The organism is Streptomyces sp. NPDC051105 (assembly GCF_040682795.1).
Taxonomy (GTDB): Bacteria; Actinomycetota; Actinomycetes; order Streptomycetales; family Streptomycetaceae; genus Streptomyces.
In genome coordinates this window covers 26327-46853 of the sequence record NZ_JBFBBR010000008.1, presented here as the reverse complement: position 1 = coordinate 46853, position 20527 = coordinate 26327, and the positions used below count along the sequence as shown (strand labels likewise).

Here is a 20527-nt window from a genome sequence, read left to right as displayed (position 1 = left end):
GGATCACTTGAGGAAGTCCGGTACGTCCAGTTCCTCGGCCGCGCTGTCCGTGTAGGAACGCGACGGCGGGACCGGCGGGGCGACCGGGATGTCGGCCACCGGCTCGGGCGCCGGCTCCGGCTCCTCCTTCGGGGTCACGCTGCCGAGCGAGCCGAAGGACGGGCGGGACTCGGGCTGCCGGGCCGGAGCGGGCTCCTCGCGGCGGGCCGAGGCCGAGGACGAGGACGAGCCGAGCACGGTGTCCCGGCGGGCCGGGGGCTGGCCCCCGTCGAAGCCGGCCGCGATGACCGTGACGCGGACCTCGTCGCCGAGGGCGTCGTCGATGACCGCGCCGAAGATGATGTTGGCCTCGGGGTGGGCGGCCTCGCTGACCAGCTGGGCGGCCTCGTTGATCTCGAACAGGCCGAGGTCGGAGCCGCCGGAGATGGAGAGCAGGACGCCCCTGGCGCCGTCGATGGAGGCCTCCAGGAGCGGCGAGGAGATCGCCATCTCGGCGGCGGCCACCGCGCGGTCGTCGCCGCGGGCCGAGCCGATGCCCATGAGGGCCGAACCGGCCTCGGACATGACGGACTTGACGTCGGCGAAGTCGAGGTTGATCAGGCCGGGCGTGGTGATGAGGTCGGTGATGCCCTGGACACCGGAGAGCAGGACCTGGTCGGCCGACTTGAACGCGTCGAGGACCGAGACCTGACGGTCCGAGATGGACAGCAGCCGGTCGTTGGGGATGACGATGAGGGTGTCGACCTCTTCGCGGAGTTCCGCGATGCCGTCCTCGGCCTGGTTGGCGCGGCGCCGGCCCTCGAAGGTGAAGGGGCGGGTGACCACGCCGATGGTGAGGGCGCCCAGTGTGCGGGCGATGTTGGCCACGACGGGGGCGCCGCCGGTGCCGGTGCCGCCGCCTTCGCCGGCCGTCACGAAGACCATGTCGGCCCCCTTGAGGACCTCCTCGATCTCCTCGCGGTGGTCCTCGGCGGCCTTGCGGCCGACGGCCGGGTTGGCGCCGGCGCCGAGTCCACGGGTGAGTTCACGGCCGACGTCGAGCTTGACGTCGGCGTCGCTCATCAACAGCGCCTGTGCGTCGGTGTTGATGGCGATGAACTCGACGCCCTTGAGACCGACCTCGATCATCCGGTTGATGGCATTGACACCACCGCCGCCGACACCGATGACCTTGATGACTGCGAGGTAGTTCTGCGGTGCTGCCACGTCGAAGGCCTCTCGCCTCGAATTACGTTGCCGTCGCCATGCGATGCCCGCGTGGGACGGCAGATGCCGATTGGGACGGTCCGTAGCGCCGACCCGAACCCTAACCCTGAAGTTTAGGGTTACCAGTGTGTCTGTTCCCTGGAGTCTTCTGAACAGGACACTAAGTCGACAAGTGGCGCGCGTTCAACGAACACGCCGAACCTCCCGTTTTTCTTTTCACCCTATGTGATCAGCCGTAGCAGTGCCCAACCAGGGTGTTGGCCTGCGCAGATGTGCGTCAACTCGTCGATGACGCAGGGGCGGTGGGAACACTCACGTCGAAGTTCCGCGCACCGGGAGCGGCTTTCATGAGAGCGGTGAGCGTGCGCGCCTTGGCGGCCCCGTTCTCGGCGCTGCCCCACTGGACGGTGCGGCCGCCGCCCAACTCCAGCGTGATGTCGTCGTAGGAACGGACCTTGAGGGTTCGGGTGTCCCGACGGACGGCGGCCGGAATGTCACCCGCGACGTCCACGGCTTCCCGCACCAGCCGGTCGGTGCCGAAACGGCGCAGGCTCGCGGTGGCCGAACCCGACCGGGACAGACTCAATTCCAGCGCCGGAGTGCCTTTCGGCGCCTCCGAAACCGTCGCGAAACGGACGCCTTTCTTGTCCACTTCGGTGAACTTTCCACCCTTTTCGATGAGCAGGACCGGCGTGCGCTCGGTCACTTTCAGCCCGATTCCATGGGGCCAGGAACGGACCACGTCGATCTCGTCAATTCGGGGCAGTTTCCGGCGCAGCCGGGCCTCGATGGCGTCGGTGTCGACGGAAATCAGCGGCGCACCGGCGGGGACGTCGGCCGCCTCCCGCGCCTGCTCCGGCGTCAGAACGGCCGTACCGGAGACGGAGACATGCCGGACGCGCAGCCACGGGGAGCCGTACAGGAGCCAGACGGAGCCGGATCCCAGGAGCACAACTCCCAGAACAAGAATGACGATCGTACGAAAGCGGCGATTCCTCCATCGCCGGGCGGGCGGCGGGCCGGACGACTCCTGCTGGCGTTCACCGCGCTCGGCGGTGGTCGGTCCGGCCACGCTGCTCACTTGCCTTTCGTCATACGGCCTAACGGCTTGAGGCGATCGCCTCGTACACCATCCCGACGAGCAGGTCGTCGGCGTCCCGGCGGCCGAACTCGCTTGCCGCGCGGGACATCTCGTAGAGCCGGTGCGGGTCGGCGAGCACGGGCAGGACGTTCTGCTGGACCCACTCCGGGGTGAGTTCCGCGTCGTCGACCAGCAGACCGCCGCCGGCCTTGACCACCGGCTGGGCGTTCAGCCGCTGTTCGCCGTTGCCGATGGGCAGCGGGACATAGGCGGCCGGGAGCCCGACGGCGGAGAGTTCGGCGACGGTCATCGCGCCCGCGCGGCAGAGCATCATGTCGGCCGCGGCGTACGCGAGGTCCATCCGGTCCAGGTAACTTACCGGGACATACGGGGGCATCCCCGGCATCTGGTGCACCTGCGGCAGTTCGTTCTTCGGGCCGACCGCGTGCAGGATCTGGATGCCGGCCCGCTGCAGCCAGGGGGCGACCTGCTGGATGACCTCGTTGAGGCGGCGGGCGCCCTGGGAGCCGCCGGAGACCAGCAGCGTGGGCAGGTTGGGGTCGAGGCCGAAGCGGTGCCGGGCCTCGGGGCGGGCGGCGGCGCGGTCCAGGACGGAGATGGAGCGGCGCAGCGGGATGCCGATGTAGCGGGCGTCGCGCAGCTTGCTGTCCGGGGTGGAGACCGCGACCCGGGCGGCGTACCGGGAACCGATCTTGTTGGCGAGGCCGGGGCGGGCGTTGGCCTCGTGGATCACGATCGGCACGCCGAGGCGCTTGGCGGCGAGGTAGCCGGGCAGGGCGACGTAGCCGCCGAAGCCGACGACGCAGTCCGCCTTGGTGCGCTCCAGGATCTGCTCGGCCGCCTTGATGGTGCCCCGCAGCCGGCCCGGGACGGTGATCAGTTCAGGGGTGGGCTTGCGGGGCAGTGGCACCGCCGGGATCAGCGCCAGCTCGTAGCCGCGCTCGGGTACCAGCTTGGTCTCCAGGCCGCGCTCCGTGCCCAGGGCCGTGATCCCCACGGTGGGGTCCTGCCTGCGCAGGGCGTCCGCGAGGGCGAGCGCGGGCTCGATGTGGCCGGCGGTCCCCCCACCAGCGAGTACGACATGCACCGAAATTCACCGCTCTCCGGACGAGCGCGCCACCGGGGCGCGCCGTCGCATCGTGTTCCATCTCCGAGGGCCCCGAGGACTCCCAGCCCCCCGCTTTCTACCAAAGCGAGGTTGCCGCGCCGCAAGCGCCACCCGCGCAGCGGGCTCGTCGCGCGCGAAGGCGATCAGCAGCCCGATGGCGAACATGGTCGGCAGCAGGGCGGAGCCTCCGTAGGAGAACAGCGGGAGGGGGACGCCGGCGATCGGCAGCAGGCCGAGCACCGCACCGATGTTGATCACCGCCTGGGCGGTGATCCAGGTGGTCACGCCTCCCGCGGCGTACCTCACGAAGGGGTCCTCCGTGCGTCCGGCCACGCGGATACCCGCATAGCCTAGAGCCGCAAAGAGGGCCAGTACCGACAGCGTCCCCGCCAGGCCCAGTTCCTCACCGGTGACGGCGAAGATGAAGTCGGTGTGGGCTTCCGGCAGTTGGCCCCATTTTTCCACACTCGCGCCGAGTCCGGAGCCGAAGAGTCCGCCGGAGGCCAGGGCGTAAATGCCATGAACCGCCTGCCAGCAGTCGGCGACGCCGGTCTTGGGCTCGGTGGCGCCGATGCAGGCGAGCCGGGCCATCCGGTTGGGGCTGGTCTTGATGAGGATCACACCGAGCAGGCCGGCGATCGACAGCACCCCGGCGAACAGCCGGGTCGGCGCCCCCGCCAGCCACAGCAGGCCGAACAGGATCGCGGTCAGGATGATCGCCGTACCCATGTCGCCGCCGAGCATGATCAGGCCGAGCAGCAGGAAGCTGACCGGGACCAGCGGCACCAGCATGTGCTTCCACTGGGTCAGCAGCCGCTTCTCCTGCTTGCGCGCCATCAGGTCGGCGCCCCACAGCACCAGGGCGAGCTTGCCGAACTCGCTGGGCTGGATCTGGAAGGAGCCGCCGAGGGAGATCCAGTTCTGGTTGCCGTTGACCGACATCCCTATCCCGGGGATCTGCACCAGGGCCATCAGGAAGACGGCACCGGCGAGGATCGGGTAGGCGAGTGCCCGGTGCAGTTTCACCGGCATGCGGGACGCCACGAACAGCAGCACGCCGCCGATGCAGGCGGCCAGGAACTGTTTGCGGAAGAAGAACGAACCCGGCAGCGACATCTGCAGCGCGGTGATCTGGGAGGCCGAGTAGACCATCACCAGGCCCAGCACGATGATCAGCACACTGCCGCCGAGGATCAGGTAGTACGCGGTCAGCGGCCGGTCCCAGGCCCGGTGGAGGCGCGTGTGCAGCCGCCGCAGCGGATTGTCGCGCGGCGTACGGGCGGCGGCGGGCCTGCGGACCGCTCGCTGTACGGGCGGTCGGCCGGTGCGGCTACCTGGCATCAACGCCTCCGCTGAACGTCGACCGTCCCACGCGTCCCTCCCAAGGTCGCCCGGCAGGCGGCCGGGTCAGGCGCCGAGTTCGCGAACAGCCTGAGCGAACGCGTCACCGCGCTTGTTGTAGTTGGCGAACATGTCCATGGAGGCACAGGCAGGGGCGAGGAGCACCGTGTCTCCGGCAACAGCGAGTCGCCGCGCCTCCTGGACCGCCGCGAGCATCGCCCCAGTGTCGGTCCGGTCGAGGTCGACGACGGGTACTTCCGGCGCGTGTCGCGCCAGGGCGTCCCGGATGAGGGCGCGATCGGCGCCGATCAGCACCACGCCGCGAAGTCGCTTTGCCGACTTGGCGACCAGTTCGTCGAAGGTCGCCCCCTTCGCCAGGCCGCCCGCAATCCATACGATCGACTCATATGATGCCAACGAGGCTTCCGCCGCGTGCGTGTTGGTCGCCTTGGAGTCGTCGATGTAAGCGACCCCGTCCACGTCGGCCACGTGCGCGATGCGATGGGCGTCCGGGGTGAAGTTCCGCAGCCCGTCCCGTACGGCCGTGGCGGGCACCCCGAAGGCGCGCGCGAGGGCGGCCGCGGCAAGGGCGTTGGCGATGTTGTGCGGGGCGGGCGGGTTGACGTCGGAGACCTCGGCCAGCTCCTGGGCGTTCTGCCGCCGGTTCTCGACGAAGGCGCGGTCGACGAGGATGCCGTCCACGACGCCGAGTTGGGACGGCCCCGGGGTGCCGAGGGTGAAACCGATGGCCCGGCAGCCCTCCTCCACGTCGGCCTGCCGCACCAGCTCCTCGGTGAGCTTGTCGGCGACGTTGTACACACAGGCGACCCGGTTGCCCTCGTAGATACGGCCCTTGTCGGCGGCGTAGGCCTCCATGGAGCCGTGCCAGTCCAGGTGGTCGGGGGCGAGGTTGAGCACGGCCGCCGAGTGGGCGCGCAGGGAGGGCGCCCAGTGCAGCTGATAGCTCGACAGCTCCACGGCGAGGACGTCGTACTCCTCGTCGCCGAGGACCGCGTCGAGCAGCGAGACGCCGATGTTGCCGACGGCGGCCGTACGCAGGCCCGCGGCCTTCAGGATCGACGCCAGCATCTGGACGGTGGTGGTCTTGCCGTTGGTGCCCGTGACGGCCAGCCAGGGCGCCGCGTCCGGGCCGCGCAGCCGCCAGGCCAGCTCCACGTCGCCCCAGACGGGCACGCCCGCCGCACGGGCCGCCGTGAACAGCGGCTTGTCCGGCTTCCAGCCGGGCGCGGTGACGATCAGCTCGGTGCCCTCCGGCAGGGTTGCGCCGTCACCGAGGCGCACGGTGATGCCGAGCGCCTCCAGCTCCGCGGCCTGGGCACGCGCGCGTTCGTCGTCGCCGTCGTTGACGACCGTGACGACCGCCCCGCGCGCGTGCAGCACCTTCGCGGCCGGGACACCGGAGACGCCGAGCCCGGCGACGGTGACGTGCCTGCCCTGCCAGTCGGTCACTTTTGCGCTGCCCATCCTGCGTAGAAGAGCCCGAGTCCGACAATCACACAGATGCCTTGGATGATCCAGAAGCGGACCACCACCAGGACTTCGGACCAGCCCTTGAGTTCGAAGTGGTGCTGGAGTGGCGCCATCCGGAAGACGCGCCTGCCGGTGAGCCGGAAGGAGCCGACCTGGATGACGACCGACATGGTGATGAGGACGAACAGGCCGCCCATGATGGCGACGAGGAGTTCGGTGCGGGACAGGATCGCGAGGCCGGTGAGGACACCGCCGAGTGCGAGCGAACCGGTGTCGCCCATGAAGATCTTGGCCGGCGAGGTGTTCCACCACAGGAAGCCGAGGCAGGAACCCATCAGCGCGGAGGCGATGACCGCGAGGTCCAGTGGATCGCGGACCGTGTAGCAGGCGTTGGGGTTGGTCAGGGTCATCGCGTTGGCGCAGGACTCCTGGAACTGCCAGACGCCGATGAACGTGTAGGCGCCGAAGACGAGCACGGAGGCGCCGGTGGCGAGACCGTCCAGACCGTCCGTCAGGTTCACGCCGTTGGACATCGCGAGGATCATGAACAGCGCCCAGACCACGAACAGCACCGGGCCGATGGTCCAGCCGAAGTCCGTGATGAAGGACAGCTTGGTGGACGCCGGAGTGTTGCCGATGGCATCCGGGAACTGCAACGACAGCACCGCGAAGGAGATGCCGACGATCAGCTGGCCGGCCATCTTCGCCTTGGCCCGCAGACCCAGCGAACGCCGCTTGACGATCTTGATGTAGTCGTCCAGGAAGCCGACCAGGCCCATGCCGCACATCAGGCCGAGCACCAGCAGGCCCGAGTAGGTCGGGGTGTAGCCGGTGATCACCTTGGACAGGAAGTAGGCGGCGACCGTCGCCAGGATGAAGGCGATACCGCCCATCGTCGGCGTACCGCGCTTGCTGGCGTGCTCGCGCGGGCCGTCGTCACGGATGTACTGGCCGTAGCCCTTGCGGGCGAGGAGCTTGATCAGCAGCGGGGTGCCGATCAGGGTCAGGAAGAGACCGATGACGCCCGAGAAGAGGATCTGCTTCATCATCGGGCATCAACACCCTCGGCACCGCTCTGGAGGAGCGCCTGGGCAACGCTCTCCAGGCCCACCGACCGTGATGCCTTCACGAGGACGACGTCCCCCGGGCGCAACTCGCTGCGCAACAGGTCGACCGCCGCCTGTGCGTCGGACACGTGCACCGACTCCTCACCCCACGAACCCTCGTTATATGCGCCCAGTTGCAGCCAGGAGGCTTCTAGTCCCCCGACCGCGACGAGCTTGCCGACATTGAGCCGGACGGCGAGCCGTCCGACCGCGTCGTGCTCGGCGAGAGCCTCGTCCCCGAGCTCGGCCATCTTGCCGAGCACCGCCCATGTGCGTCGCCCCCTGCCCATGGCCGCGAGCGCGCGCAGCGCGGCTCGCATGGACTCGGGGTTGGCGTTGTAGGCGTCGTTGACGATGGTCACGCCGTCCGGGCGCTCGGTGACCTCCATACGCCATCGGGAGAGGGAGCCAGCCTCGGAGAGCGCGGTGGCGATCTCTTCCGCGGACATGCCCAGCTCATGGGCGACGGCGGCCGCGGCGAGCGCGTTCGACACGTGGTGCTCACCGTACAGGCGCATGGTCACATCGCTTGCACCGGAGGGTGTGTGAAGGCTGAACGCGGGCTGTCCCGTGTCCGTGAGTCGTACGTTCTCGGCGCGTACGTCCGCTTCGGCCGACTCTCCGAAAAGGACCACCTTCGCCTTGGTACGGGAGGCCATGGCCCGCACCAGGGGGTCGTCCGCGTTGAGGATCGCGGCGCCGCCGTCCTCGGCCGGGGGCAGGGCCTCCACCAACTCGCCCTTCGCCTGGGCGATCTGCTCACGGCCGCCGAACTCGCCGATGTGGGCGGTGCCGACGTTGAGGACCAGGCCGATCTTCGGAGGCGTCAGATCCGTCAGGTAGCGGATGTGGCCGATGCCGCGGGCGCCCATCTCCAGCACCAGGAACTTCGTCTCCTCGGTGGCGGACAGGGCGGTCAGCGGCAGCCCGATCTCGTTGTTGAACGAGCCGGGCGTGAACACGGTCGGTGCCTTGGTGCGCAGCACCTGGGCGATGAGGTCCTTGGTACTGGTCTTGCCGGCCGAGCCGGTGAGGGCCACGAGGGTCGCGCCGAGCCGTCGTACGACATGGCGGGCGAGGGCGCCCAGGGCGGTCTGGACGTCGTCCACGACGATCGCGGGCACGCCGACGGGGCGCGACGCCAGTACGGCGACCGCGCCCTGTGCGACGACCTGGGCGGCGAAGTCGTGGCCGTCCACGCGCTCGCCCACGAAGGCGGCGAAGAGGCTGCCGGGGCCCGCCTCGCGGGAGTCCCGGACGACCTCTCCGGTGACCTGGACGGACGGATCCGGTATGTCGTGCGTCTGCCCGCCGACGACTGCTGCGATCTCGGCGAGGGAGAGGGCGATCACAAGTTCATCCCTGGGTCTTCTGGATAGCTTCGCGAAGCACCTGGCGGTCGTCGAAGGGACGAACCACGCCGGCGATGTCCTGGCCCTGCTCATGGCCCTTGCCGGCGACCAGCACGGTGTCGCCGGGGTGGGCGCGGGCGACGGCCGCGGCGATCGCGGCGGCCCGCTCCTCGAAGAGGAGCACCTCGCCGCGCTCGTGGGCGGGCACCGTGGCGGCGCCTTCGAGCATGGTCGCGAGGATGGCGAGCGGGTCCTCGGAGCGGGGGTTGTCGGAGGTCAGTACGGCCGTGTCGGCGAGCCGGGCCGCGGCGGCGCCCATCGGGGCCCGCTTGGTCCGGTCGCGGTCGCCGCCGCAGCCGAGGACGATGTGCAGCCGGCCCTTGGTGACCTTGCGCAGGGCCTTGAGGACCGATTCGACGGCGTCCGTCTTGTGGGCGTAGTCGACGACCGCGAGGTAGGGCTGTCCGGCGTCCACGCGTTCCAGGCGGCCCGGGACGCCCGGGACGGCGGCGATGCCGTCGGCGGCGGACTGCGGGTCGAGACCCGCGGCGGCCAGGGCGACGATCGCGGCGAGGGTGTTGGCCACGTTGAAGGGGCCTGGCAGCGGCGACTTGGCGGCGATCCGGGCATCCCCGGGCCCGACGACGGTGAACGTCGAGTCCATCGGGCCGATATGGACGTCCACGGCCCGCCAGTCGGCGTCGGGATGGCCCTCGGCGGAGTAGGTGACGACCGGGACGCCGGCCTCGCGGGCGAGTCTGCGGCCGTACTCGTCGTCGACGTTGACCACCCCCCGTTTGCTGCGTTCCGGGGTGAAGAGCTGCGCCTTGGCCCGGTAGTAGTCCTCCATGTCGGAGTGGAACTCCATGTGTTCCGGGCTGAGGTTGGTGAAGACGGCGATGTCGAAGACGCAGCCGTCGACCCGGCCGAGGACCAGGGCGTGGCTGGAGACCTCCATGGCGACGGCCTCGACGCCGCGCTCGCGCATGACGGCGAACAGGGCCTGGAGGTCGGTGGCCTCGGGGGTGGTGCGCTCGGACTTGATGCGCTCGTCGCCGATGCGCATCTCGACGGTGCCGATGAGTCCGGTGCTGCGCGTTCTCTTCAGACCGCCCTCGACCAGGTAGGCCGTGGTGGTCTTGCCGGAGGTGCCGGTGATGCCGATCTGGAGCAGGTCGCGCCCGGGGTGACCGTAGATGGTGGCCGCGAGTTCGCCCATCCGCGCGCGCGGGTCGTCGACGACCAGGACCGGCAGGCCGGTCGCGGCGGCGCGTTCGGAGCCCGTCGGGTCGGTCAGCACGGCGACCGCGCCGAGGCCGGCGGCCTGGGCGACGAAGTCGGCGCCGTGCAGCCGGGCACCCGGCAGGGCGGCGTACACGTCACCGGGGCGGACCGCGCGTGAGTCATGGGTGATGCCCGTGACCTCCACCGCGTTGTCCGCGGTGTCGGGGACGGCTGCACCCAGCTGATCGGCGAGCTCCGCGAGGGGTGTGGCGGAGACCTGAACCGGCCTGGGCGGCCCCGGATATGTCACGGAAGCGCCCTTCTGGGTGGTTTGGGACTGATCAGCATGTGGCACGGCGGTGAGCGTACCGGGCGCACCCGCTCCGGAGCGAAGTGAGGGGCTCGGGGCCCGGTGGTTCCCGGGATCGGGGGTGATCGTTGTCACGGGCTCGTTCCTGGTGGTCTTTCCGAAAAACTGGGGCGCTGATCAGGGCTTGTAGTCGACGGGCAGGTTCGCCGCCTTGGCGCCGGTCGGTGGGATCTGCAGGGTCTTCAGGGCGAACTCCATCACCTGCTTGTAGATCGGGCCGCAGATCTGGCCCCCGAAGTAGCTGCCGGCGGTGGCGTTCTGGATGGCGCAGTAGACGGTGATGCGGGGGTTGTCCGCGGGCGCGAACCCGGCGAACGACGAGGTGTAGCCGCGGTATCGGCCGGTGGCCGGATCCACTCGGTTGGCGGTGCCGGTCTTGCCCGCGACGTTGTAGCCGGGGATGGCGGCCTTGGCGCCGGTGCCCTGCTCGTCGTCCACGACGGACTCCAGCATCTCGGCCAGGGTCTTGGCCGTCTTCGCACTGACCACGCGGGTCTTCTTGGGCTGCGCGGCCGGGGTGAAGCGGCCGTCGGCGCCCTTGGAGCCGCGCACCAGGGTCGGCTCGACCCGGACTCCGCCGTTGGCGATGGTCGAGTAGACGGAGGCGGCCTGCATGGCGTTGATGGAGAAACCCTGGCCGAAAGGGATCGTGTACTGCTGCGAGGTCGACCACTTGCCCGGGACGGCCAGGATGCCCCGGGTCTCGCCGGGGAAGCCGAGCCCGGTGTAGCCGCCGATGCCGAACCTGCGCAGGTACGAGTAGAGGACCTGGTTGGCCTGCTCCTGGGTCTTGCCGAGCTGGCCGGTGGCGAGGATGGTGCCGATGTTGCTGGACTTGGCGAGCACGCCGTTGAGCGTGAGGTACCACGTCGCGTGGTCGATGTCGTCCTTGAAGAGCCGGTCGCCGCGGTGCAGCCGGTTGGGCACCACCACGTGGGTGAGCGGGGTGGCCGCGTCCTCCTCCAGGACGGCCGCCATCGACATCACCTTGGCGGTGGAGCCGGGCTCGTAGGCGTCCTGGAGGGCCGCGTTGCCCATCGCGGCGGCGTCGGCCGTCGACAGGTCGTTCGGGTCGAAGCCGGGCGAGTTGGCCATCGCCAGGATCTGCCCGGTCCTGGTGTCCTGGACGACCACGTAGCCGCGGTCCGCCTTGGACTTCTCGACCTGCTCGGTGATGGCGTTCTGCGCGGCCCACTGGATGTCCCGGTCGATGGTCAGCTCGACGTCCGAGCCGGGCACGGCGGGGGTCTCCGTGGAGCCCGCCGTGGGCACCTCACGGCCGCCGGACTGGGCGTAGCGGATCTTGCCGTCCTTGCCGGTCAGCTGCTTGTCGAGCTGCTGCTCGATACCGCCGCCGCCCTTGCCGTCGGCGTTGACCCAGCCCAGTATCCCGGCGGCCAGGTCGCCGTTCGGGTACACGCGCTGGCTGCTGGGGTCGGCGAAGACACCGGCGAGCACGTTGACGGTGCCGCTGCCGGTGTCGGCCTTGTTGGTGAGCGCGGTCTTCAGGTCCTTGATCTGCTTCCAGACCTGGGGGGTCTGCCGGGTGGCGAGCCGGACGTAGCGCAGTTCCCTGTTCTCGGGCCGCAGCAGTTTGACGAGGTCCGCCTGGCTCTTGCCGAGGATCGGGGCGAGCAGCGCGGCGGCCTGTTCGGGTCCGTCGCCGACCTTGAGCTGCTTGCTGGTGAACATCGTGGGGTCGGCGGTGATGTCGTACGCGTCCTCGCTGATCGCCAGCGCCACGCCGTTGCGGTCGGTGATCCCGCCGCGCTCGGCGGCCAGGGTGTGCACGACGTACCGGTTCTGTTCGGCCTTGGCCGCGTACGCGCTGGCGTCGACGGCCTGCACCTGGAGCAGCCGTCCGACGAAGATCAGCAGCACCAGGGTGAGGGCGAAGCCGACCATGCGCAGCCGGGGGCGGGGGCTGCCGAGCCGCAGTGGGGGCGGGGCCGGAGGGCGCCGCGCGCTCGGGCGGCGGACCGGGCGGGCGCCGGGGCCCGGCTGGCGGCGGTCGGCACCCCTCGGCTCACGGGGGCGGGGCGGCTTGGCGGGGCCGGGCACGCGGCGGCGCGGCGGTTGCCTTTCTCCCGTAGTGTCTGGCACTTCCGTCACCTGCCGGGGGTCGTGGTCGGGGTCGTCACGGGCGGGAGTGCCGGCGTCGGGGCCGTCAACGGTGTGGTGACCGGCGTGGGTGTCGGTGCGGTCGCCGGAGCGGAGCCGGCCGGCGTCGGTAGGGCGACGGACGGCGTGCCGATGGCCTCGGGGACGGGCGGCTGGGTGGTCCCCCGCAGGGCGGCGGGGCTGGGGACGCCCTTGACGGTGCCGTCGGAGCCGAGGAAGGCCGGGTCGCCGCCGGGGACCATGCCGAGCTCGCGGGCCCGGCGCTGGAGGGCGTCGGGGGCGGAGTAGGCGTCGATGTCCCGCTGCAGGGCCTGTTCCTCGTCGGTGAGGTTCTTGGTCTGCTTCTGCAGGTCGTCGAGTTTGAACGAGCCCTCGCTGAGCGCCGAGTTCAGCACCAGCAGGCCGATCAGGCCGCCGCCGAGCAGCAGGACGACCAGCAGGACGAACGGGGTGCGGGCGGCCTGGTTGGCCCGGCCGACCGGAATGAGCCGGGCGAGCCGGGCGGCCCGCCCTTTCAGCTCGGGTTTCCTACTCACGTGTCCTCCGGTGGGTCCGGAAACCCCGCGTGCTCACGCCGCTCATTCGATGGACTCCCTGATGCGCTGGGCCCCTCGAAGACGCGCGGGGGCGGCCCGGCGGTTCTCGGCGACCTCTTCCTCGGTGGGAAGTTCGGCACCGCGCGTGAGCAGCTTGAGCCGGGGCTGGTACTGCTCGGGCACGACCGGCAGTCCGGGTGGCGCGGTGGTGGCGGCACCGGCCGCGAACACCTGCTTGACGAGGCGGTCTTCGAGCGAGTGGTACGACAGTACGGCGATCCGACCGCCGACCGCGAGGGCCTTCACCGCGGCCGGGATCGCCCTTTCCAGGACGGCCAGTTCGCCGTTGACCTCGATGCGCAGCGCCTGGAAGGTGCGCTTGGCCGGGTTGCCGCCGGTGCGCTTGGCGGCCTGCGGCAGGGAGTCCCGGATCAGCTCGACGAGCCGGGCGCTGTTGCTGAACGGCTCCTTCTCGCGTTCCCGGACGATCGCCGAGACGATCCGCTTGGCCTGCTTCTCCTCGCCGTACGCGAACAGGATGCGCACGAGGTCGCCGGCCGGGTAGGTGTTGAGGACCTCGGCGGCGCTGATGCCGGTCGTCTGGTCCATGCGCATGTCCAAGGGAGCGTCCTGGGCGTAGGCGAAGCCGCGGTCCGCCTCGTCGAGCTGCATGGAGGAGACACCGAGGTCGAACAACACGCCCTGCACGCGCGCGATGCCGAGGCGTTCGAGTACCCCGGGCAGCTCGTCGTACACGGCGTGCACCAGGGTGGCGCGGTCGCCGAAGGGGGCGAGGCGTTCGCCGGACAGGCGCAGCGCCTCCTTGTCACGGTCCAGGGCGACCAGCCGGGCCTCGGGGAAGCGGGTCAGCAGCGCCTCGCTGTGGCCGCCGAGGCCGAGGGTGCAGTCGACGACCACGCTGCCCGGTGCCTCCAGGGCGGGTGCCAGCAGATCCAGGCACCGCTGGAGCATCACCGGGACGTGTCGGCTCTCGCCCTCCGGTCGCCCGCCACCGCCCTTGTTCGGAAGCGCTTCGCGCCCTTGCATTCTTGGGGGCCTCTCAGGTCCGCGCGGGAGATACGCACCGCCGGGTCCCCGCCCGCTCGGTACGCGCGCCGCGCACGTGGGGAGACGGTCCGGGCGCCGTGCCGGGGTCTCCAGGGGATTTCACCAGCGGGGAGAGCCTCGCCTCCCGCTTCGCGTCACTTTAGTCCACCGTGTCGCCCGGTCAATCAACCGGCCTGCGCGGCGCGTACGCATGGGGGCGGGGGTGGCGATTGGAAAGGAATCACCCGTACGGCCCCGGTTTGCCCTCTGTGTGGGTTCGCTCACAACAAGCCACGATGACGTTCTTTGTGCCCTCTCACAGCAGGCTGCGACCGCCCGTGACCAGTACCGTTATGTCTATGACGACTTCCGCAGCAGCTCCCACTGGATCCGAAGGCGCCATAACCGAGGGCGGCACCGTGACGGATCGCCTGGTCGACGCCAACCGTACGTACGCCGCAGCCTTCACCGACCCCGGTATGGACGCCCGGCCCGTGCTGCACGTGGCCGTGGTGTCCTGTATGGACGCCCGTATCGACCTGCACAAGGCGCTCGGCCTGCACCTCGGCGACTGTCACACCATCCGCAACGCCGGCGGTGTGGTCACCGACGATGTGATCCGCTCCCTCACCATCAGCCAGCGCAAGCTCGGCACCCGCAGCGTGGTCCTCATCCACCACACCGGCTGCGGCCTGGAGGCCCTCACCGAGGACTTCCGCACCGAGCTGGAGATGGAGGTCGGCCAGCGCCCGGCCTGGGCGGTGGAGTCCTTCCGGGACGTCGACCAGGACGTGCGGCAGTCCATGCAGCGGGTGCGCACGTCGCCCTTCCTGCTCCACACCGACGACGTACGCGGCTTCGTCTTCGACGTCCGTACCGGCCTGCTGCGCGAGGTCGACCCGGCCTGAGCCGACCGGCTCCGACGGACCGCCGCCCCGAAAACCGCCGCCATACCCTGTCAGGACGCTGTCGAATACACGGTCGAAAGGCCGTAAGACCGACATAGTGCGGGCAGTTGTCCACAGGCGAGTGACACGAATCGGTAACGGCAGCAAGAATGCGGTGTGGGACGTCGCGCGGAACTATTCACGCGTGGTGTCCGTGTTTCGGGGTGGGCCGGTTCCGCTGACAGAGCGCCGGCCCGGGCAATGAGGGGCCGAGGAGGGCCGGGTGACGACCTATGACGATCGAGCGAGCCTTACTGATCTGACCGCCACTGTGGAGCGGGTCCGCAGTTCGGTTGAGGGTGTGATCGAGGGCAAGCCCGAGGTCGTACGGCTTTCGCTGACCGTGCTGCTGGCCGAGGGACATCTCCTGATCGAGGACGTCCCCGGCGTGGGCAAGACAATGCTGGCGAAGGCGCTGGCGCGGTCCATCGACTGTTCGGTGCGACGCATCCAGTTCACGCCCGACCTGCTGCCGTCGGACATCACCGGCGTGTCCATCTGGGACCAGCAGCGCCGGGACTTCGAGTTCAAACCGGGCGCCATCTTCGCCCAGATCGTGATCGGCGACGAGATCAACCGCGCCTCGCCCAAGACCCAGTCCGCGCTGCTGGAGTCGATGGAGGAGCGGCAGGTCACCATCGACGGGCAGACCTATGAACTGCCCAGCCCATTCATGGTGGTGGCCACCCAGAACCCGGTCGAGATGGAGGGCACCTACCCGCTGCCGGAGGCCCAGCGCGACCGCTTCATGGCCCGCGTCTCGGTCGGCTACCCCAGCGTGGAGGCCGAGTTGCAGATGCTCGACATCCACGGCGGGGCGAGTCCCCTGGAGGACCTCCAGCCGGTGGCGCACGCGCACGACATCGTGAAGCTCGTCGAGACCGTGCGGGGCGTCCACGTCGCCGAGACGGTCCGGCGGTACGCGGTGGACCTGGTCTCCGCCACCCGTACCCACCCCGACCTCAGACTCGGCGCCTCCCCGCGCGCGACGCTGCATCTGCTGCGCGCGGCGAAGGCGTCCGCCGCCCTGAGCGGCCGGGAGTACGCGCTGCCGGACGACGTGCAGACGCTCGCCGTGGCGGTGCTGGCCCACCGGCTGCTGCCCACCGCCCAGGCCCAGCTCAACCGGCGCACCGCCGAGCAGGTGGTCCAGGAGATCCTGCAGCAGACCCCGGTGCCCGCGGCCGCCGGGCAGCAGAGCGGCTTCGGCGGTCTGGGCCGGGGCGTGCCGGCCTATCCCCAGCAGCCCCCGCGGAGTCTGTGATGAGCGCGCCGGCTGAGGCCGACCGCGAGGAGTCGGGCGGCGTCCGCACGGCCCTGGCCGGGCTGACCACCCGTGGCCGCTCCTTCCTGGCGGCCGGCATCGCGGCGGTGATCTGCGCGTACGTACTCGGCCAGAGCGATCTGCGCCGGGTCGGGCTGCTGCTCGCCGTGCTGCCGCTGATCTGCGCGGCCGTGCTCTACCGCACCCGCTACCGGGTGGCCGGCAGCCGCCGGCTCTCCCCCTCGCGGGTGCCGGCCGGCAGCGAGGCCCGGGTCCATCTGCGGATGGACAACGTCTCCCGGCTGCCCACCGGCCTGCTGATGCTGCAGGACCGGGTGCCCTACGTCCTCGGCCCGCGCCCGCGCTTCGTCCTGGACCGGGTGGAGCCGGGCGGCCGCCGGGAGGTCTCCTACCGGGTCCGCTCGGACCTGCGCGGCCGCTACCCGCTGGGCCCGCTCCAGCTGCGCCTGACCGACCCGTTCGGGATGTGCGAACTGACCCGGTCCTTCTCGACGTTCGACACCCTGACCGTCATCCCGCGCGTGGAGCCGCTGTCGCCGATCCGGCTCGGCGGCGAGGCGAAGGGGTACGGCGACGGGCGGCAGCGCTCCCTGGCCCTGGCCGGCGAGGACGACGTGATTCCGCGCGGCTACCGGTACGGCGACGACCTGCGCCGGGTGCACTGGCGCTCCACCGCCCGCTACGGCGAGCTGATGGTGCGCCGCGAGGAGCAGCCGCAGCGCGCCCGCTGCACGGTGCTCCTTGACACCCGAGGCATCGCCTACGAAGGAGCGGGTCCGGACTCGGCGTTCGAGTGGGCGGTCTCCGGCGCCGCCTCGGTCCTGGTCCACATGCTCGAACGCGGCTACTCGGTCCGGCTGTTGACGGACACCGGCAGCGCGGTGCCCGGTGAGGGCGCCGACGGTTTCGCGGGCTCCGGCCAGGATTCGGCGGACGCCGCCGGGCTGCTGATGGACACCCTGGCCGTGATCGACTACTCGGACGGCGCCGGCCTGTCCCGGGCCTACGACGTGCTGCGGGGCGGGAACGAGGGGCTCCTGGTGGCCTTCCTGGGCGACCTCGACGAGGAACAGGCGGCGATGGCCACGAAGATGCGCCAGCGCAGCGGCGGTGCCGTCGCCTTCGTCCTGGACCCGGGCACCTGGGTGCGGGAGCCCACCGACGTGCCCGCGCCGGGCAACGCCCACGAGGAGGGGCTGCGGCTGCTGCGCGAGTCCGGCTGGACGGCGGTCGGTGTGCCGCGCGGCGCGCCGCTGGCCGACCTGTGGCAGCAGGCCGACCGGGAGCGCCTCTCGGTGGCCGCGGCGGGCGGGGAGGCCCGGTGATGAGCGGACGGGCCCGGCTGGCCCTGACCGCGGCGGCGGCGACGCTGATGGCGTCCTGTGCCCTGCTGCCCCTGGTCTCCGCGAAGACCTGGCTGTTCCAGGCGGCCTTCCTGGTGGCGATCCAGACCGGCGTGGGCGCGGCCGCGCGCCGGGTGCCGCTGGCCCGGCCGCTGACCGTGGCCGCGCAGGCCCTGGTCACGCTGCTGATGCTGACCGTGGTCTTCGCCCGGGGCCACGCCGTCGCCGGGCTGATCCCCGGCCCGGACACCTTCCGGTACTTCGCCGACCTGCTCCAGCAGGGCTCCGACGACGTCAGCCGGTATGCGATACCCGCGCCGCTGTCGGACGGCATCCGGCTGATGTTGATCGGCGGGGTACTGATCGTCGGGCTGATCGTGGACACCCTCGCGGTGACCTTCCGCAGCGCCGCCCCGGCCGGACTGCCGCTGCTCGCGCTGTACTCGGTGGCGGCGGGTCTGTCCGACGAGCCGACCGACTGGTTCTGGTTCCTGGTGGCGGCGGCCGGCTATCTGCTGCTCCTGCTCGCCGAGGGCCGGGACCGGCTTTCGCAGTGGGGCCGGGTGTTCGGCGGGGTCTCGCGCGCCCCGGGCGGCCAGGAGAGCGGCGTGATGGCCCCGGTGCGCACCGGGCGCCGGATCGGCTTCGCCGTGCTGAGCGTGGCCCTGTTCGTGCCGTTCGTGATGCCCTCGATCCAGGGCGGCCTGCTGGACGGCACCGGGAACGGCGTCGGCGTGGGCGCGGGGAACGGCGGCACGATCTCCGCGGTCAACCCCCTCGTGTCGCTGCGGGACAGCCTCAACGTGGACGAGGACCGTCAGGTGCTGTCCGTACGGACCAGCACCGCCGACGTCTCCGACCTGTACCTGCGGATCGTCTCCCTGGACGACTTCGACGGCACCACCTGGAAGCCGGCCCAGCGGCACATCACCGGCGTCCCGAACACCTTCCCGACCCCGGCCGGCCTGGGCGGCGACATCAAGCGGGCGACGGTGCGGACCACGATCTCGGCCGCCGACTGGTACGCCCAGGACTGGCTGCCGATGCCGTACCCGCCGAGCGGCGTGAAGATCGCCGGCACCTGGCGCTACGAGCCCGTCGGGATGACGCTGGTCGGTGACCACGGACAGAACACGCGTGGTGAGACCTACCAGGTCACCAGCCTGGACGTGCAGCCGACGGCGGAGCAGCTGGCCGCGGCCCCGGAGCCGACGGCCGCCATGAAGAAGGAGTACACCAAGGTGCCCTCCTCGCTGCCGTCGGTGGTGGCGCAGACGGCCCAGGAGGTCACCGCGGGCGCGACGAACCACTACGAGGAGGCGGTCAAGCTCCAGGACTACTTCGCGGTGAACGGCGGCTTCCAGTACGACACCCAGGTGCAGGTCGGCCGGGGTGAGGGCGCGATCGCGAACTTCCTGAAGCAGAAGCGCGGCTTCTGCGTGCACTTCTCCTTCGCGATGGCCACGATGGCCCGGACGCTGGGCATCCCGGCCCGGGTCGCGGTGGGCTTCGCGCCCGGCACCCCACAGGCCGACGGCTCGGTCTCGGTGGGTCTGAAGGACGCGCACGCCTGGCCGGAACTGTACTTCGAGGGCGTGGGCTGGACCCGCTTCGAGCCGACCCCGACCCGGGGCACGACGCCGTCGTACACCGTCTCGGACACCACCGGCTCCTCGGTGCCGGACCAGACCCAGCCCTCCACGGGCGCCTCGGCGGCGCCGTCGGCCTCGGCGTCGGCGAGTGAGAGCTGCACGGCCCAGCTGCGCAAGCAGGACGTCTGCGCGAGCCCGTCGGCGGCGGGCGCGGTGGCGGACGGCGACGGCGGCGGGCCGTCCCTGCGGTGGCTGCTGGGGGCGCTCGGCGGTACCGCCGTGGTGGCGCTGCTGCTGTCACCGATGCTGTGGCGGCAGCGGGTGCGGGCGAAGCGGCTCGGTTCGTATGCGCGGACCGAGGAGGGCATCGCGGCGCACACACTGGCGGTCTGGCAGGAACTGATCGACACGGCATGGGACTTCGGCATCCTGCCGGACGAGTCGCAGACCCCGCGCGGGACGGCCGCCCGGATCGTCCGCCTGGGCCGTCTCGACCCGGTGGCGGCTGCTTCGGCTCACCGGGTCGCGGCCGCGGTCGAGCAGGTGTTGTACGCGCCGCTGTCGCGGCTGACGCCGGGGATCGCGGACGACGTCCGCCGGGTGGCGGTCGGACTGGACGGCCCGGCGAGTGGCCCCACCCACTTCAGGGCACTGCTTCTGCCGAGGTCGGCCGTGCGCGTGCTGTGGGCCATGTCGGCCGGGTGGGCGCGGCTGCGGGCGCGGGTGGCGGCCTACCGGCCGACGCTGCGGAAGCCGTCGGGGCAGCAGGGCTGAGCACGGCCCACTGCACGGAGCGTGCCCGAGGGGACATGACTGAGGGGTGACCACCCAGTGGGTGGTCACCCCTCAGTCGTGCTTGAAGCGGCGAAGTCAGTGGCCCTGCTCGTCGCGGCGGCGCTGCCAGCGCTCCTCGATGCGGTCCATCATCGAGCGCTTCGGCCGGCCCTGACGGCGGGCCTGCGGGCCTGCCGTGGGCTGTTCGCCGGGCTTGGGAGCCTTGCGCCAGCCGGTGACGGCGAGGACCGCACAGCCCAGCATGACGAGGAAGCCCACCACGCTGACCCAGATCTGCTGTGCGACCATTCCGGCCATGAGGAGCGCGATACCGACGAGGAAGCCTGCGGCCGCCTGGTAGACCCGTCGCCGGGTGTACGTCCGCAGGCCGCTTCCCTCAAGCGCTGTCGCGAACTTGGGGTCTTCGGCGTACAGCGCTCGCTCCATCTGCTCAAGCATTCGCTGCTCGTGCTCCGAGAGCGGCACGGCGTCCTCCTCATCGTGCAGTCGCCAGGGCGACCCGGGGGGTCCCTTCAGGATAGGCAGGGAATCGCCCCCGTGAAACCCGCCCCTCTAGGCCAA

General features: G+C 70.9%; 16 protein-coding genes. 4 read left to right on the top strand and 12 right to left on the bottom strand.

Translation table 11 applies throughout. The features are described from left to right. Window positions 1–3: 3 nt before the first annotated feature. The 11 genes from ftsZ to rsmH form a co-directional block, all read right to left on the bottom strand. Window positions 4–1206: a cell division protein FtsZ gene (ftsZ, locus tag AB0N16_RS20675; RefSeq protein WP_365798665.1), complete on the bottom strand. Its 1203-nt coding sequence runs from the start codon at window positions 1204–1206 to the stop codon at window positions 4–6. Window positions 1207–1483: 277 nt separating this feature from the next. Next, entirely contained in the window at window positions 1484–2278 is a 795-nt protein-coding gene (locus tag AB0N16_RS20670; RefSeq protein WP_365798663.1) for an FtsQ-type POTRA domain-containing protein, read from the bottom strand. 28 nt (window positions 2279–2306) lie between these two features. Then, window positions 2307–3395, bottom strand: a complete 1089-nt coding sequence (gene murG / locus AB0N16_RS20665) for an undecaprenyldiphospho-muramoylpentapeptide beta-N-acetylglucosaminyltransferase (RefSeq protein WP_365798661.1) — start codon at window positions 3393–3395, stop codon at window positions 2307–2309. Window positions 3396–3401: 6 nt separating this feature from the next. Further along, complete coding sequence (gene ftsW, locus AB0N16_RS20660) at window positions 3402–4757, bottom strand: putative lipid II flippase FtsW (RefSeq protein ID WP_365798659.1); 1356 nt, start codon at window positions 4755–4757, stop codon at window positions 3402–3404. A gap of 66 nt (window positions 4758–4823) precedes the next feature. Continuing rightward, the gene (murD, locus tag AB0N16_RS20655; protein ID WP_365798657.1) at window positions 4824–6242 is read right to left on the bottom strand and encodes a UDP-N-acetylmuramoyl-L-alanine--D-glutamate ligase; all 1419 of its coding nucleotides are present in this window, start codon (window positions 6240–6242) and stop codon (window positions 4824–4826) included. Next, window positions 6224–7294 (bottom strand): phospho-N-acetylmuramoyl-pentapeptide-transferase, encoded by a 1071-nt coding sequence (gene mraY / locus AB0N16_RS20650; RefSeq protein ID WP_365799283.1) that lies wholly within the window; start codon window positions 7292–7294, stop codon window positions 6224–6226. Before mraY ends, murD begins: the two co-directional genes overlap by 19 nt. Continuing rightward, window positions 7294–8706 carry a UDP-N-acetylmuramoyl-tripeptide--D-alanyl-D-alanine ligase gene (murF, locus tag AB0N16_RS20645; protein ID WP_365798655.1) on the bottom strand — a complete coding sequence of 471 codons (1413 nt, stop codon included), beginning with the start codon at window positions 8704–8706 and terminating at the stop codon, window positions 7294–7296. Before murF ends, mraY begins: the two co-directional genes overlap by 1 nt. A gap of 4 nt (window positions 8707–8710) precedes the next feature. After that, complete coding sequence (locus tag AB0N16_RS20640; protein WP_365798653.1) at window positions 8711–10375, bottom strand: UDP-N-acetylmuramoyl-L-alanyl-D-glutamate--2,6-diaminopimelate ligase; 1665 nt, start codon at window positions 10373–10375, stop codon at window positions 8711–8713. Between the two features lie 42 nt (window positions 10376–10417). Beyond that, on the bottom strand, window positions 10418–12403 hold the full coding sequence (locus AB0N16_RS20635; protein ID WP_365798651.1) for a penicillin-binding protein 2: 1986 nt from the start codon (window positions 12401–12403) through the stop codon (window positions 10418–10420). Between the two features lie 5 nt (window positions 12404–12408). Then, complete coding sequence (locus AB0N16_RS20630) at window positions 12409–12957, bottom strand: septum formation initiator family protein (protein WP_365798649.1); 549 nt, start codon at window positions 12955–12957, stop codon at window positions 12409–12411. Window positions 12958–12999: 42 nt separating this feature from the next. Further along, window positions 13000–14004: a 16S rRNA (cytosine(1402)-N(4))-methyltransferase RsmH gene (gene rsmH / locus AB0N16_RS20625; protein ID WP_362567514.1), complete on the bottom strand. Its 1005-nt coding sequence runs from the start codon at window positions 14002–14004 to the stop codon at window positions 13000–13002. Window positions 14005–14300: 296 nt separating this feature from the next. Here rsmH and AB0N16_RS20620 point away from each other — a divergent pair, with 296 nt between their 5' ends. The 4 genes from AB0N16_RS20620 (at window position 14301) to AB0N16_RS20605 (ending at window position 19945) form a co-directional block, all read left to right on the top strand. Next, entirely contained in the window at window positions 14301–14912 is a 612-nt protein-coding gene (locus AB0N16_RS20620; protein WP_365798647.1) for a carbonic anhydrase, read from the top strand. Between the two features lie 262 nt (window positions 14913–15174). Continuing rightward, entirely contained in the window at window positions 15175–16215 is a 1041-nt protein-coding gene (locus tag AB0N16_RS20615) for a MoxR family ATPase (protein ID WP_365798645.1), read from the top strand. After that, window positions 16215–17561: a DUF58 domain-containing protein gene (locus AB0N16_RS20610; RefSeq protein WP_365798643.1), complete on the top strand. Its 1347-nt coding sequence runs from the start codon at window positions 16215–16217 to the stop codon at window positions 17559–17561. The genes AB0N16_RS20615 and AB0N16_RS20610 overlap by 1 nt, the downstream gene beginning before the upstream one ends. Next, on the top strand, window positions 17561–19945 hold the full coding sequence (locus AB0N16_RS20605; RefSeq protein WP_365798641.1) for a DUF3488 and transglutaminase-like domain-containing protein: 2385 nt from the start codon (window positions 17561–17563) through the stop codon (window positions 19943–19945). Before AB0N16_RS20610 ends, AB0N16_RS20605 begins: the two co-directional genes overlap by 1 nt. Window positions 19946–20041: 96 nt before the next feature. Here the strand turns inward: AB0N16_RS20605 and AB0N16_RS20600 are convergent, their stop codons facing one another. Next, window positions 20042–20431 carry a DUF3040 domain-containing protein gene (locus AB0N16_RS20600; RefSeq protein WP_365798639.1) on the bottom strand — a complete coding sequence of 130 codons (390 nt, stop codon included), beginning with the start codon at window positions 20429–20431 and terminating at the stop codon, window positions 20042–20044. Window positions 20432–20527 lie beyond the last annotated feature (96 nt).